At 71.7% G+C, this 14,632-nt stretch carries 13 protein-coding genes; 6 read left to right on the forward strand and 7 right to left on the reverse strand.

What is annotated here, in order from left to right; translation table 11 throughout:
• Positions 1–41: 41 nt before the first annotated feature.
• A complete protein-coding gene (locus tag ACFQ79_RS37475) occupies positions 42–398 on the reverse strand; it encodes an iron-sulfur cluster assembly accessory protein (RefSeq protein WP_015033024.1) in 357 nt (118 codons plus the stop codon).
• 292 nt (positions 399–690) lie between these two features.
• Between ACFQ79_RS37475 and nadA the strand changes: the two genes are divergently transcribed.
• A complete protein-coding gene (gene nadA / locus ACFQ79_RS37480; RefSeq protein ID WP_383592036.1) occupies positions 691–1,887 on the forward strand; it encodes a quinolinate synthase NadA in 1,197 nt (398 codons plus the stop codon).
• A 71-nt stretch (positions 1,888–1,958) separates the two neighbouring features.
• Here the strand turns inward: nadA and ACFQ79_RS37485 are convergent, their stop codons facing one another.
• The 5 genes from ACFQ79_RS37485 to ACFQ79_RS37505 form a co-directional block, all read right to left on the reverse strand.
• Positions 1,959–5,105, reverse strand: a complete 3,147-nt coding sequence (locus tag ACFQ79_RS37485) for an efflux RND transporter permease subunit (RefSeq protein ID WP_383592039.1) — start codon at positions 5,103–5,105, stop codon at positions 1,959–1,961.
• Between the two features lie 187 nt (positions 5,106–5,292).
• Positions 5,293–5,982 carry a response regulator gene (locus tag ACFQ79_RS37490; RefSeq protein WP_383592042.1) on the reverse strand — a complete coding sequence of 230 codons (690 nt, stop codon included), beginning with the start codon at positions 5,980–5,982 and terminating at the stop codon, positions 5,293–5,295.
• The gene (locus tag ACFQ79_RS37495; protein ID WP_383592045.1) at positions 5,979–7,220 is read right to left on the reverse strand and encodes a sensor histidine kinase; all 1,242 of its coding nucleotides are present in this window, start codon (positions 7,218–7,220) and stop codon (positions 5,979–5,981) included. The genes ACFQ79_RS37490 and ACFQ79_RS37495 overlap by 4 nt, the downstream gene beginning before the upstream one ends.
• Positions 7,221–7,335: 115 nt before the next feature.
• Positions 7,336–7,614: a hypothetical protein gene (locus ACFQ79_RS37500; RefSeq protein WP_383592049.1), complete on the reverse strand. Its 279-nt coding sequence runs from the start codon at positions 7,612–7,614 to the stop codon at positions 7,336–7,338.
• Positions 7,615–7,695: 81 nt separating this feature from the next.
• Positions 7,696–8,502, reverse strand: a complete 807-nt coding sequence (locus tag ACFQ79_RS37505; RefSeq protein WP_383592052.1) for a PspA/IM30 family protein — start codon at positions 8,500–8,502, stop codon at positions 7,696–7,698.
• Between the two features lie 272 nt (positions 8,503–8,774).
• On the opposite strand from ACFQ79_RS37505, the gene ACFQ79_RS37510 reads away from it, so the two are divergent.
• The 3 genes from ACFQ79_RS37510 (at position 8,775) to ACFQ79_RS37520 (ending at position 11,470) form a co-directional block, all read left to right on the forward strand.
• Positions 8,775–9,377 carry a DUF3043 domain-containing protein gene (locus tag ACFQ79_RS37510; protein ID WP_055599508.1) on the forward strand — a complete coding sequence of 201 codons (603 nt, stop codon included), beginning with the start codon at positions 8,775–8,777 and terminating at the stop codon, positions 9,375–9,377.
• A gap of 65 nt (positions 9,378–9,442) precedes the next feature.
• Positions 9,443–10,219, forward strand: a complete 777-nt coding sequence (locus ACFQ79_RS37515; protein WP_383592055.1) for a class I SAM-dependent methyltransferase — start codon at positions 9,443–9,445, stop codon at positions 10,217–10,219.
• Between the two features lie 183 nt (positions 10,220–10,402).
• Positions 10,403–11,470: a S1C family serine protease gene (locus ACFQ79_RS37520; protein WP_383592057.1), complete on the forward strand. Its 1,068-nt coding sequence runs from the start codon at positions 10,403–10,405 to the stop codon at positions 11,468–11,470.
• Positions 11,471–11,959: 489 nt separating this feature from the next.
• On the opposite strand, the gene ACFQ79_RS37525 is transcribed toward ACFQ79_RS37520, so the two are convergent.
• On the reverse strand, positions 11,960–12,166 hold the full coding sequence (locus ACFQ79_RS37525) for a hypothetical protein (RefSeq protein WP_383592059.1): 207 nt from the start codon (positions 12,164–12,166) through the stop codon (positions 11,960–11,962).
• A gap of 91 nt (positions 12,167–12,257) precedes the next feature.
• Here ACFQ79_RS37525 and ACFQ79_RS37530 point away from each other — a divergent pair, with 91 nt between their 5' ends.
• Together ACFQ79_RS37530 and cobT are read left to right on the forward strand one after the other, a co-directional pair.
• Positions 12,258–13,460: a bifunctional adenosylcobinamide kinase/adenosylcobinamide-phosphate guanylyltransferase gene (locus ACFQ79_RS37530; RefSeq protein ID WP_383592062.1), complete on the forward strand. Its 1,203-nt coding sequence runs from the start codon at positions 12,258–12,260 to the stop codon at positions 13,458–13,460.
• Between the two features lie 45 nt (positions 13,461–13,505).
• A complete protein-coding gene (cobT, locus tag ACFQ79_RS37535; RefSeq protein ID WP_383592065.1) occupies positions 13,506–14,582 on the forward strand; it encodes a nicotinate-nucleotide--dimethylbenzimidazole phosphoribosyltransferase in 1,077 nt (358 codons plus the stop codon).
• Positions 14,583–14,632: the final 50 nt, after the last annotated feature.

Consider the following 14,632-nt stretch of genomic DNA (forward strand, 5'->3'; position numbering starts at 1 on the left):
CTCCCGGGCCGCCGCCCTCGGGTACGTACAGCGTGTGCGGCTTAGCTGAACGAGTCGCCGCAGGCGCAGGAACCCGTGGCGTTCGGGTTGTCGATGGTGAAGCCCTGCTTCTCGATGGTGTCGACGAAGTCGATCGAGGCGCCGCCCAGGTACGGGGCGCTCATGCGGTCGGTGACGACCTTGACGCCGTCGAAGTCCTTCACGACATCGCCGTCGAGCGAACGCTCGTCGAAGAACAGCTGGTAACGCAGGCCGGAGCAGCCGCCGGGCTGAACGGCGACGCGCAGGGCCAGGTCCTCGCGGCCTTCCTGGTCGAGGAGGGCCTTGACCTTGGCCGCGGCGGCGTCGGACAGGAGGATGCCGTCGCTGACAGTGGTCTTCTCGTCCGATACGGACATCTGCTTCTCTCCCGGTGTGTACGGAGACTGCTTGCCGACGGTTGCAACCGACGGTGCCCCGGATTCATTCCGGGCCGTGTGGGTCTTTCTGTCTTCATGCTCGCACACCCTGTCCAACTGCGGGGACGACGAAGTCCAGCGGGGGCCGGGGCGAAGTCCAGCGGGAGCCGGGGCGAAGTCCAGCGGCGGCGACGGCGAATTCGTCACATCGACACTATGGACATCGTCAACGTGACGTGAAGCGGTTATGATAGATAGCGTCATTTCGACGAAAAGGTTCCCCGAAGAAAGGGTGCGTGACGTGACCACGGCCCAAGCCCGTCATGAACTCGACGTCCAGCCGTCGCCGCTCGCCCTGCTTCTGCTCGGTCGCGAGGCCGACCCGAAGAGCGAGCGCGGCGTGGAGTGCCCCGGCGATCTGCCGTCGCCCTCCGACCCTGACCTGGTGGAGCGCGCCCGCGCGGCCAAGGAGAAGCTCGGGGACAAGGTCTTCGTGCTCGGCCACCACTACCAGCGCGACGAGGTCATCCAGTTCGCCGACGTCACCGGCGACTCCTTCAAGCTCGCGCGGGACGCGGCGGCCAAGCCCGAGGCCGAGTACATCGTCTTCTGCGGTGTGCACTTCATGGCCGAGTCGGCCGACATCCTGACCGGCGACGAGCAGAAGGTCGTCCTGCCCGACCTCGCGGCCGGCTGCTCGATGGCCGACATGGCCACCGCCGAGCAGGTCGCCGAGTGCTGGGACGTGCTGACCGAGGCCGGTATCGCCGAGCAGGTCGTGCCCGTCTCATACATGAACTCCTCGGCCGACATCAAGGCCTTCACCGGCAAGCACGGGGGCACGATCTGCACCTCGTCCAACGCCGAGCGCGCCCTGAACTGGGCGTTCGAGCAGGGTGAGAAGGTGCTGTTCCTGCCGGACCAGCACCTGGGCCGCAACACGGCCGTGCGCGACATGGGCATGTCCCTCGACGACTGCGTTCTGTACAACCCGCACAAGCCGAACGGCGGGCTGACCGCCGAGGAGCTGCGCGCCGCCAAGATGATCCTGTGGCGGGGGCACTGCTCGGTGCACGGCCGCTTCTCGCTGGACTCGGTCAACGACGTCCGCGAGCGCATCCCGGGCGTGAACGTGCTCGTCCACCCCGAGTGCCGGCACGAGGTCGTCGCCGCCGCGGACTACGTGGGCTCGACCGAGTACATCATCAACACCCTGGAGGCGGCCCCGGCCGGTTCCAAGTGGGCGATCGGCACGGAGCTGAACCTGGTCCGCCGCCTGGCGAACCGGTTCGCCGACCAGGACAAGGAGATCGTCTTCCTCGACAAGACGGTCTGCTTCTGCTCGACGATGAACCGCATCGACCTGCCCCACCTGGTGTGGACCCTGGAGTCGCTGGCCGAGGGCAACCTCATCAACCAGATCCGGGTCGACAAGGAGACGGAGAGCTTCGCGAAGCTCGCGCTGGAGCGGATGCTCGCTCTGCCGTAACGGTTCTCCCCCGGACAAGCCCGAAGGGCGCCCCGCAGTGTGCGGGGCGCCCTTCGGCGTACACGCGCTTCCTAGACGTCCATCGCGTCCAGCAGAGCCGTGTCCGTGTCGGTGTTCGCCTCCGTCGGCTGCTCCGGGATGTCCTTGCCCTTCTTCGCCGCCTTCTTCTTCGCGCGGCGCTCCTTGCGGAGCTCCACCATCGCGTAGAGCGTCGGGACGAGGAGCAGCGTCAGCAGCGTCGACGTGATCAGACCGCCGATCACCACCACGGCCAGCGGCTGGGCGATGAAGCCGCCCTCGCCGGTGATGCCGAGCGCCATCGGCAGCAGGGCGAAGATCGTCGCCAGGGCGGTCATCAGGATCGGACGGAGCCGGTGCCGGCCACCCTCGATCACCGCTTCGACGACGCCCAGGCCCTGCGCCCGGTACTGGTTGATCAGGTCGATCAGGACGATCGCGTTGGTGACGACGATGCCGATGAGCATCAGCATGCCGATCATCGCCGGGACGCCCATCGCGGTGTCGGTGACCACGAGCAGACCGATCGCGCCGGTCGCCGCGAACGGGATCGAGACCAGCAGGATCAGCGGCTGGATCAGCGACCGGAAGGTCGCGACGAGCAGCATGAAGACGATCGCGACGGCCGCGAGCATCGCCAGGAACAGGTTGAGGAAGGCCTCGGACTGGTCCTCGGAGACACCGCCGATGCTGGCGGTGGCCCCCTCGGGCAGGTCGAGCGCGTCGATCTTCTGCTGCAGGGTGGCGCTCACGGCGCCGGTGTTGTCGCCGACCGGCTTGGCCGTGATCGTCGCGGCGCGGGCGCCGTCGATCCGGGTCATGGACACCGGGCCGGGGACGAGCTCGACGGTCGCGATGTCGCCCAGCTTCACCGGGCCGAGGGGCAGCGCCTTGAGCCCGGCCAGGGTGGTGACCGGCTTCGACGAGGTGATCAGGACGTCCCGCTCGCTGTCGTCGAGGATCGCCTTGGCGGTCGGGGTGCCCCGGACGGCCTGGCCGACGATCATGCCGAGCGAGGCGGAGTCGAAGCCCGCGTCGGCCGCGGCGGGCTTCGCCTTGACCGAGATACGCGGGACGGACTGCGAGAGGTCACTCTGGACGTCGGTGACGTCCTTGATGCCGGCGATCGCGGCCCGGACCTGCTCGGAGGCCTTCTCCAGCACCTCGGCGTCGGCGGCCTTCACGACCACGCTCAGGTCCTGGCTGCCGAAGCCGTCGCCGGCGGCGAGCTTGGTGTCGCCGACGCCGTCGAGGGCGGCGAGGCCCTTCTCGATGGCGTCACGGGTCTTCTCGAAGTCGGCGGACTCCTCCAGGCTGACCTGGTAGGTGGCCTGGTTGGTGCCGGTGCCGCCGCCGAAGGCCGCCATGAAGCCGGACGAGCCGACGTTGACCTGGTAGTCCTTGACGCCGTCGGTGTCCGCGAGGAGCTTCTCGATCTTCTTCGCGGCCGCGTCGGAGGCGTCGAGGGCGGTGCCGGGCGCCAGCTCCTGCTGGATGCTGAGCACCTCCTGCTCGCCCTGGTCGAAGAAGTTCGTCTTCAGGAGCGGGGCCATGCCGAAGGTGACGATCAGGACGACGAACGCGATGGCGAGGCTGGTCAGCCGGCGCCGGGTCGCGAACTTCAGGACCGGCACGTACAGGCGCTGCAGACGGCTCTTCTCCTCCTTCTCCTCGGCCAGCCTGCGGGCCTCGGCCAGGTCCTCCGGGGTGCCCTTGGGGGCGCGCAGGAACCAGTACGAGAGGACCGGGACGACCGTCAGGGAGACGAGCAGCGAGGCCAGCAGGGCCGCCGTGACCGTCAGCGAGAACGAGCCGAACAGCTCACCGATCATGCCGCCGGTCAGACCGATCGGCAGGAAGACGGCGACGGTGGTGAGCGTCGAGGAGGTGACGGCGCCCGCCACCTCGCGGACCGCGGTGAGGATGGCGGTCTGCCGCTCCTCGCCGTAGCCGAGGTGACGCTTGATGTTCTCCAGGACCACGATCGAGTCGTCGACGACCCGGCCGATGGCGATGGTGAGCGCGCCGAGCGTCAGCATGTTGAGCGAGAGGTCGCGGGTCCACAGCACGATGAGCGCGAGGACCACCGAGAGCGGGATGGAGACCGCGGTGACCAGGGTGGAGCGGATCGACGCGAGGAAGACCAGGATCACCAGGACGGCCATGACCAGGCCGAGGGCGCCCTCGGTGGTCAGACCGGAGACGGCCTTGGCGACGGCCGGGCCCTGGTCGGAGACCACCGTCAGCTCGGCGCCCGCACCGAGGTCGGCGCGCAGCTCGGGCAGCTTCTCCTTGACGGCGTCGGAGATCGCGACGGCGCTGCCGTCCTTGTCCATGGTGGCCATGACGGCGAGGCTGGGCTTGCCGTTGGTCCGGGTGAGGGAGACGCGCGGCGACTCCTCCTGGCGGACGGTGGCGACGTCACCGAGGCGGACCGCCTTGCCCTTGCCGGGGGTGGCCGCCGGGATGCGGAGGTCCTCGATCTGCTTCAGCGAGGTGTAGCCGCCGCCGACCTGGATGGTGCGGCTCTTGCCCGTCTCGGAGAAGGAGCCGGCCGGGAGGGTGCCGCCGCCGGAGCGGAGGGCCTCACCGAGCTTCATGGTCGTCAGACCGGCCGCGGCGAGCTTGCGGTCGTCGGGGGTGACGGAGACCTGGAGGTCCTGGACGCCGGTGACGGAGACCTGGCCGACGCCCTCGATGTCCTCCAGGGCGGGCACGACGGTGCGGTCAAGCAGGTCGGCGAGCGCCTGCGGGTCCTGGTCGGATGCGGCGGCGAGGACGACGGTCGGGATGTCGTCCGTGGAGCCGGCCACGACCTGCGGGTCGACCGTGTCGGGCAGTTCGGCGCGGGCCCGGTTGACGGCCTGCTGGACGTCGGCGACGAGCTGCTTCGTCGATTCGTCGCCGTAGTCGAAGGAGGCCATGACGAGCGCCATGCCCTCGGAGGCCGTGGAGGTGACCGACTTCAGGCCGTCGACGGCCTTGAGGTTGTTCTCCAGGGGCTCGACGACCTGCTTCTCGACCACATCGGGAGAGGCACCCTGATAGGGGGCGAGGACCGAGACCATGGGCAGCTCGATCGAGGGGAACAGCTGCTGCTTCAGCTGCGGTATCGCAATCGCCCCGAACACCAGGGCGACGATGGAGATCAGCCCGATCAGGGCCCTTTGCGCGAGGCTGAATCTGGACAGCCAGGACATGGGGTCTCTCTTCTGTGGCGTACTCGTCGACAGGCGGGAGCAGCCAAGACCCCGGCCCGGATCCGCGGGATCCGCCGGAGGTGCCCCCCGTCTATACGATCTGCCATCGAGGGCCGGAAGTCCTCGCCCCCCGGGTCCACATCTTTATCCGGCGCATACCGCGTCTGGAGTACGCCGGAGCCCCTGGTCACTCCACCCTCGGACGTACCAGTCCCGATTCGTAGGCGGTGACGACCAGCTGGGCCCGGTCGCGGGCGCCGAGCTTGGCCATGGCCCGGTTGACGTGGGTCTTCACGGTGAGCGGACTGACGTCGAGCCGCTCGGCGATCTCGTCGTTGGAGAGACCGCCCGCGACGAGGACGAGGACCTCGCGTTCCCGGGCGGTGAGCGCGGCGAGCCGCTCGGTGCGGCCCCGGCCGCCCTCGTCCACGACGTCCGCGCCGGGCCCCTGCGCCAGGAACGTGGCGATCAGGCCCTTGGTGGCGGCCGGGGAGAGCAGCGCCTCGCCGGCGTGGGCGATCCGGATCGCGCCGAGCAGCTCCTCGGGTTCGGCGCCCTTGCCGAGGAAGCCGGAGGCCCCCGCGCGCAGCGACTGCACGACGTACTCGTCGACCTCGAAGGTGGTCAGCATGACGATCCGTACGTCGGAGAGCTCCGGATCCGCGGTGATCATGCGGGTGGCCGCGAGGCCGTCGGTGCCCGGCATCCGGATGTCCATCAGGACCACGTCGGCCCGCTCGGAGCGGGCCAGGGCCACGGCCTGGGCGCCGTCGGCGGCCTCGCCGACGACCTCCATGTCCGGTTCGGAGTTCACGAGGACCTTGAAGGCGCTGCGGAGCAGGGCCTGGTCGTCGGCGAGCAGTACCCGGATCGTCATGTGTCCTCCCCCGTACGGGACGTCACCGGCAGTATCGCCTGGACGCGGAACCCGCCGCCGTACCGGGGGGCCGCGGTCAGGGTGCCGCCGAGCGCGCCGACCCGCTCGCGCATGCCGAGCAGGCCGTGGCCGCCGTGGGGCACGGGGTCGGGGGCGGGGGTGGACGTGCCGTTGTCGAGGACGGTGATCTCGACCGTGCGGCCCACCCGGACGACGCTCACCTCGGCCTTGGCGTCCGGGCCCGCGTGCTTGCGCACATTGGTCAGCGCCTCCTGCACGATCCGGTACGCGGCCAGGTCGACGGTCGCGGGCAGCGGCCGCTCCCCGTCGGTGCGGGCCAGGGCGACCGGGAGCCCGGCGTTGCGGAAGCTGTCGAGCAGCCCGTCGAGGACGGCGAGGCCGGGGGCCGGTTCGGTGGGGGCCTCCGGGTCGCCGGACTGGCGCAGCAGGCCCACGGTGGCGCGCAGCTCGTCGAGCGCGGAGCGGCTCGCGTCCCGGACGTGCGCGAGGGCCTCCTTGGCCTGGTCGGGCCGCTTGTCCATGACGTGCGCGGCGACGCCGGCCTGGACGTTCACCAGGGCGATGTGGTGGGCGACGACGTCGTGGAGGTCGCGGGCGATCCGCAGCCGCTCCTCCGCGACCCGGCGGCCCGCCTCCTCCTCGCGGGTGCGTTCGGCCCGCTCGGCGCGCTCCCTGATGGCGTCGACGAAGGCCCGGCGGCTGCGGACGGCGTCTCCCGCGGCCGCCGCCATGCCGGTCCAGGCGAAGAGGCCGACGTTCTCCTGGGCGTACCAGTGGGTGGGGCCGAAGGCCATCGCCGCGGCCGTCAGCACCGCCATGGTGACGAGGCCGACCCGCCAGGTGGTGGGCCGGTCGGTGCGGGATGCGACCGTGTAGAGCGCGATGACGGCGCTCATGGCGATGGTGGCGGGCCGGGTGTCGTTGACCAGCTCCAGGAGGCTGACCGCCACCGTGAAGCAGAGCACGTGGAAGGGGTGGCGCCGGCGCAACACCAGGGCGGCGGCGGCCAGCACCATGAACAGCACGTTCGCCGCGCTGGGCACGCGGTCGCCGAAGGTCAGCCCGCCCGGGCTGCCGTGCGGGGCGGTGAAGGACCCCGCGATCATCGAGACGAGCACGCCGAACGCGAGCGTCGCGTCGAAGGCGAGCGGATGCGCGCGGAACCCGTCGCGGAGACGGGCGAAGGGCGAGCCGGTGGCGGGTCCGGTGGGGGTCACGGGCAACAACGGTACGGGGCGGGACGGGGCGGCCGTGCCCGCTCCGGCGCGGTCACGGCGGGAAACACACGGTCCCGCCGACCCCTAAGGGTGGCGGGACCGTCGTTCAGGGTCGTCAGCCGGGGATGAGGCCGTCGTCGGAGAGCATCTCCCTGACCTCGTCCAGGCCCGCGTCCGGAGCGGGGAGGATCAGCTCCGAGGGTTCGAGCACGTCGTCCGGCAGGGGCGTACCGAGCCGCCGGACCTCGTCCAGGAGGGCGTTCAGCGTGCGCCGAAAGCCTTCCTGGTCCCCCGACTCCATCTCCTCGAGCAGCTCGTCGTCGAGTCTGTTCAGCTCGACGAGGTGGCTGTCGGCCAGCGTCAACTGGCCCTCCCCCATGATCCGTACGATCATGACGCGTCCTGTCTGTTCGCGGGCTGTCGCCTACGTGACGCCGCCGGCCCGTCGCCGGCGACGCGTGTCGCCTTTCGTCGCCTACTTCTCGAAGCGCGGGTGTGACTGCGGCTGCTGCTGCGAAGCGGCGTCCTGCGGAGCGGCCGCGCCGCCGCCCTCGATCGCCTGCTGCTGCGCCGACGGGCCGCCGGCCAGCTCCGCCTTCATGCGCTGGAGCTCCAGCTCGACGTCCGTGCCGCCGGAGAGCCGGTCGAGCTCGGCCTGGATGTCGTCCTTCGCGAGCCCGGACTGGTCGTCCAGGGCGCCCGAGGCGAGCAGCTCGTCGATCGCGCCGGCACGCGCCTGGAGCTGGGCGGTCTTGTCCTCGGCCCGCTGGATCGCGAGACCGACGTCGCTCATCTCCTCCGAGATGCCGGAGAAGGACTCGGCGATCCGGGTCTGCGCCTGGGCCGCCGTGTAGGTCGCCTTGATGGTCTCCTTCTTGGTACGGAAGGCGTCCACCTTGGCCTGAAGACGCTGGGCGGCGAGGGTGAGCTTCTCCTCCTCGCCCTGCAGCGTCTGGTGCTGCACCTCCAGGTCGCTGACCTGCTGCTGGAGCGCGGCACGCCGGGACAGCGCCTCGCGCGCCAGGTCCTCGCGGCCGAGTGCCAGCGCCTTGCGGCCCTGGTCCTCCAGCTTGGCCGACTGGCCCTGCAGCTGGTTCAGCTGGAGTTCGAGCCGCTTGCGGGAGGTGGCGACGTCGGCGACGCCCCGTCGCACCTTCTGCAGCAGCTCCAGCTGCTTCTGGTAGGAGTAGTCGAGCGTCTCGCGCGGATCCTCGGCCCGGTCAAGGGCCTTGTTCGCCTTCGCGCGGAAGATCATCCCCATACGCTTCATGACACCGCTCATGGGCTTCGCGCGCCCCCTTCTGACGGACTTCGGCTCCAGCTTTTCGACAGGATCCACAGTACGGGCCCTGTCTCCATTACCGCACTGTTCGGAGCCGGATGCGCTCCTCCCAAAGGACGACTACGCCCGGCGCCCCCTCCCGCGCAGGGAGTAGATGGTTCTAGGGGAAACCATGCCTGTCCCGCGTACGTACCGCCGTAGACGCACTCTGTTAGCGGATCGTTCCCGCCCGGCATGGGGTTCATGCCCGCCACCCCGTACCCTTGGGTTTTGTGTTCCGTAGCCGTTCGAAGGATGAGAAGGCCCCCACCGACAAGGTGACGGCGGACCTCTCCAAGCAGCCCCGCGACCCCGAGGCCCCCAAGGGCCGCCCGACCCCGAAGCGGAGTGAGGCGCAGACCCAGCGCCGTCGCGCCGCGACGGTGCCGACCGACCGCAAGGAGGCCGCCAAGCGCCAGCGCGAGGCACGCCGCTCGGACCTCGCCCGTCAGCGCGAGGCACTGGCCAGTGGCGACGAGCGTTACCTGCCGGCCCGCGACAAGGGTCCGGTCCGCCGCTTCGTGCGCGACTTCGTCGACTCGCGGTTCGCGATCGCCGAGTTCTTCCTGCCGATGGCCGTGGTGATCCTGGTGCTGTCGCTGTTCGGCAACGCCAACCGGTCGCTGCAGAACATCTCGCTGCTGCTCTGGCTCGGTGTGATCATCCTGATCGTCATCGACTCGGTCGGCATCTGGATCCGGCTCCGGAAGCAGCTCAACGAGCGCTTCCCGAACGAGCCGAAGCGCGGAGCCATCGCCTACGGTCTGATGCGTACGCTCCAGATGCGCCGACTGCGACTGCCGAAGCCGCAGGTCAAGCGCGGAGAGCGGCCCTGAGCGCCGACAGTTCGGAGCCCGTCGAGCGCGCCTTCGGTGCCGCGACGTCGGAGTCGGGCGGTCCTGTGCTGCCCGTCGTCGTGCACTGGCCCGCCGGTTCCGGCGGGCTGCGCGACACCATCCGTCAGGAGATCGTCGCCCGCCAGCTCGACGAGCAGATATCCGGCCGCTATCCCGTGGGACAGCGACTCCGGATCCTCGACGCGGGCATGGGCCAGGGCACGCAGGCACTGCGCCTCGCCCGCGCGGGCCACACGGTGACCGGCCTCGAAGCCGATCCCGATCTCCTCAAGGCCGCCCGCGAGTCGCTGGCGACCGAACCCGCCGGGATCCGTGAGCGGGTCCGGCTGATCGAGGGCGACGGTCGCGAGACCGGGGTCCACTTCCTCCCCGGCAGCTTCGACGTGGTCCTCTGCCACGGCGTCCTCATGTACGCGGACGAGCCCGACGCGCTGCTCGCCGGCCTGGCCCGGATGCTCGCCCCCGGGGGGCTCCTCTCGCTGGTCGTACGCAACGCGGAGGCCCTCTCCATGCGGCCGGGGCTCGCCGGCGACTGGTCCGGTGCGCTCACCGGCTTCGACTCCGACGTCTACACCGACGACAACGGCGTGAAGGTGCGGGCCGACCGCCTCGACGCGCTGACCGCGACGCTCGCCGGGATCGCGGCACCGCTGCACGCCTGGTACGGGGTGCGGGTCTTCACCGACGGCGTCCCCGCCGAGGCGGGCCTGCCTGCCGCCGAGGAGCTGGAGCGGCTGCTCGCCGCCGAGGACAGGGCGGGACGCACGGAACCGTACCGACGGGTGGCGGCGCTGCTGCATCTGTGCGGGGTACGCGGCTGACGGGCCGCCTCCGTACGCGGGTGCGGGCCCACGGGCCCGCGTCTGCCTCCGCTGTCGCTCCCGCCGCTCCGGCTCTCCGCCTCTTCGCCTCTCCGCCTCTCCGCCTCTCCGGCCGGTGGCCTCGCACCCCTGATCGGGTGCGCTCGCCGGGCCCGGCACGGGGCGGAAACGGATACTCCGGACATGGACGTATCCCGTGCCCGCACTCCCCGTCCTCTGCTGCCCCTGGCCGCCGCCGCGTGCGCCGTCGCGCTCGTCGGCGGCTGCTCCGGCGGCGCAGGCACGCCCGCGCCGGAGCGCTCCACACAGGCGGCGGCGCCGCTCGCCGCCAACGACCTCGAGGACGACTACAAGGCCGTCATCAAGAACGTGCTGCCCTCGGTCGTGCAGATCGACGCGACCGAGAGCCTCGGGTCCGGGGTCGTCTACGGCGACAAGGGCCACGTCGTCACCAACGCGCATGTGGTGGGCCGGGAGAAGTCCTTCAAGGTGACCGCCGCGACCGGTGGGCAGCCGGTGACAGCCCGGCTCGTCTCCTCGTACCCCGAGCAGGACCTCGCGGTGATCAAGATGGACGCGCTGCCGCAGGGCCTGAAGCCGGCCAGGTTCGGCGACTCCGCGTCCGTCGACATGGGGCAGATCGTGCTCGCCATGGGCTCGCCCCTGGGCCTGTCCGGCAGCGTGACCCAGGGCATCGTCTCGGCGACGGGCCGCACGGTCAGCGAGGGACAGACGGGCGGCGGCACGGGCGCGACCATCGCAAACATGGTCCAGACGTCGGCCGCGATCAACCCCGGCAACAGCGGGGGCGCGCTGGTGAACCTCGACGGCGAGGTGATCGGCATCCCGACGCTCGCGGCGATCGACCCGGAGTTGGGCGGCGGGTCAGCCGCCGGCATCGGGTTCGCGATCCCGGCGTCGATGGTGCGGACGATCGCCGACCAGATCGTCAAGGACGGCAAGGTCACGGACTCGGGCCGGGCGGCCCTGAACATCACCGGCCGTACGGTCCTGAACGACGACTACGAGCCGGCGGGCGTGGCGGTGGTCGAGGCACCGGCGGACGGGGCGGCGGGCCGGGCGGGGCTGAAGCCCGGGGATGTGATCACGCGGCTGGGCGACGCGGAGGTCACGACGATCACGTCGCTGGCGGAGGCGTTGGCTGCGCGGAGGCCGGGGGAGGTGGTGGCGGTGACGTACGTCCGGGGGACGGCGACGGAGAAGGCAGAGGTGACGCTGGGCGAGATGTGACGGCGGCGCCGTCTCCGCCTCCGCACGTCGCCCTTCGCGGGCCGCGGCCTCGCCTTCGTGCGTTCCTGCGCGGCCCTGTCCGTGCGGGCCACACCGGCACGCCCCGCCTCCCCCACCCCCCGTGTGGGCAATCGTCCCGCAGGGCGGGACGGGTGGGCACACGGGACGGCGCCCTCGGCGGCGCCTCCGCCCCTTGTGCCTGGACCCGCACCCCAAGCGCGCCGCACCTGGGGTGCGGGTCAGGGCGCAGGGAGCCAAGGCCCGGCAAAGGGCGCCGTTCCGTTGTGCCCACCCGTTCCGCCCCTGGGGGTCCCCCCTGGACGAAGTCCTTGGGGGAGGAACGAATGCCCACAACGGGGCAGGGTGGGGGTGGGGTGGGCAGTGCCCCAGCGGAACGAATGCCCACAACGGGGGGCGCTGCTCCAGCGGCCGCAACGGGGTGGGTGCCAAGGGGTGTGGGGTGGGGGCCGCACCCCTTGGCCGGGGGGTCTAGCCCTCCGCGTTCAGGGGCATCGGGCCGTAGATCTTCGTCCCGTCCTCCGACAGCGTCACCTGCTCCGCGCCCCCGCCCAGCAGATCGCGCCAGTTCTCGCCGATCCAGCTCTCCGCGTCTCCCTGGGTGGTGAACTCCTCAGGCGTCACCACCGGCTCGACCTCCGTGCCGTCGGACTTCTCGAACCGCCACGTCCATGCCATGTCCGCCTCCTGGTGCTCACCGGATGATCGGTTTCCTGCCCGCAGAGTAGCCGGGCGCGCACGGCTCGCGGTGGCGCGGGAGGATCTGAGGGTGGAACTGACTCTGCTCGGCACCGGCGCCCCGCTCGGACTGCCCCGTCCCGACTGCTCCTGCGCCGTGTGCGCGCTCTCCCGCGGGCCACGGGTGCGTGCCGCGACGGCGCTGCTCGTGGACGGGGCCCTGCTGCTCGACCTGACCCCCGGGGCCGCTCTCGCCGCCGCGCGGTCCGGGCATTCGCTGGTGGGTGTGCGGCAGGTGCTGCTGACCCATCCGCACGACGGGCCGGCGGTGGAGGTGCCCGCGGGCCTGCCCACGGCCGGGCGGGTGCCGGACGGACGCGAGTTGACGCTGATCTCCGGGCACCGGGTGCGGGCGGTGCCGATGGACTCCCCCGGTACCGGGTACGAGGTGACCTCGGCCGAAGGCGAGACGCTGCTGTATCTGCCGCCGGGCGGGTCCCCTGCGGGGCTTCCGGACGATCACCGGGTGCCGTACGACATGGTGGTCGCCGATGTGACGGGGAGGCCGGACGCGCTGGCCCGGCTGCGGGCGACCGGGGCCGTCGGGCCGGCGACCGATGTCGTCGCCGTCCACCTGGACCACGACGCGCCGACCGGCGCCGAGCTGGACCGGCGGCTCGCGGCGGCGGGCGCGCGGGCGGTGCCCGACGGGACGACGCTGTACGTGGGCGAGTACCACGAGGTGCCGGACGTGCCCCGGCGGACGCTGGTGACCGGCGGAGCACGGTCGGGGAAGTCCGTGGAGGCCGAGCGGCGTCTGGAGACCTTCCCCGAGGTGCTGTACGTGGCGACGGGCGGGAGCCGGGAGGGCGATCCGGAGTGGGCGGAGCGGGTGGGCCTGCACCGGGACCGGCGGCCGGGGTCCTGGCGTACCGCCGAGACCTGTGACCTCGTACCGCTGCTCGAAGGGGACGGGCCGGCGCTCCTCGTCGACTGTCTGTCGTTGTGGCTGACGGATGCCATGGACCGGGTGGGTGCCTGGGACGACGAGACGTGGGCGGCCGGCGGGCAGAGCGCGCTGCGCGAGCGGACCGCCGAGCTGGTGGCGGCGGTGCGGGCGACCTCTCGTACGGTCGTCGCCGTGACGAACGAGGTCGGCTCGGGCGTGGTGCCGGCGACGGCGGCGGGGCGCCGCTTCCGTGACGAGCTGGGCCGGCTGAACGCGGCCTTCGCGGACGAGTGCGAGGAGGTCCTCCTCGTGGTCGCCGGTCAGGCGCTCGTGCTGCGCGGGTAGGGTGCGAGCACCGATGGCCCTCGCTGATTCACAAGGCGGAAACCCGTGAACCTGGACGACTTCTCCGATCTGATCGAGCGCCCCGACGGGGGGATCCGGCGTGACGCCGAGGAGCGGCGTGAGCGGCTGGCCGTGCCGCCGGGCGCGCTCGGTCGGCTCGACGAGCTCGGTGAGTGGCTGTCGGCCGCGCAGGCCTCGGTCAAGGTGCGGGCGATCGAGCAGCCGAAGGTGGTGCTCTTCGCGGGCGATCACGGGGTCGCCTCGCTCGATGTGTCGGGGCGCCCCGCGGGCACCGCGCACGAGCTGGTGCGCGCGGTGCTGGACGGGGCGAGCCCGATCGCGGTGCTCGCCCGGTCGACGGACGTGCCGGTCCGGGTCGTGGACGCGGGTCTGGACTGCGACCCCGAGCTGCTGCCCGCCGAGGTGGTACGTCACCGGGTGCGGCGCGGCAGCGGCCGGATCGACGTGGAGAACGCGCTGACGGTCGAGGAGACCGAGGCGGCGGTCCGGCTCGGGATCGCGATCGCCGACGAGGAGGCGGACTCGGGCACCGACCTGGTGGTGCTCGGGGATCTGAGCGTCGGCGGGACGACGCCGGCCGCCACGCTGATCGCGGCGCTCTGCGGGACGGACGCCTCCGTGGTGACGGGCCGGGGCGGCGCCGGGATCGACGATCTGGCGTGGATGCGCAAGTGCGCGGCGATCCGGGACTCGCTGCGGCGGGCCCGGCCGGTCCTGGGTGATCAGCTGGAGCTGCTCGCGGCGGTCGGTGGGGCGGATCTGGCGGCGATGACGGGCTTCCTGCTGCAGGCCTCGGTGCGGCGGATGCCGGTGATCCTGGACGGTGTGGTGGGCGCGGCGTGCGCGCTGGTGGCGCAGCGTGCGGCGTTCCGGGCGCCGGACTGGTGGCTCGCGGGTCAGGTGAGCGGGGAGCCGGCGCAGGCGAAGGCGCTGGACCGGATGGCGCTCAACCCTCTGCTGGACCACGGCGTCCATGTGGGTGAGGGAACCGGGGCATTGCTCGCACTCCCCCTCGTCAAGGCCGCGGCGGCGTTCGCCGCGGAGCTGCCCGAGCGTCCGGATCCGACCACTCCGGACGACGAGGGCGCTGCGGAGGCCTGAGAGCGGGGAGACGGGAACGATCGACGCCGGAGACGGTCACGCGCCACGCG

Origin of the sequence: Streptomyces sp. NPDC056480 (assembly GCF_042795405.1) — a bacterium.
Lineage (GTDB): Bacteria > Actinomycetota > Actinomycetes > Streptomycetales > Streptomycetaceae > Streptomyces.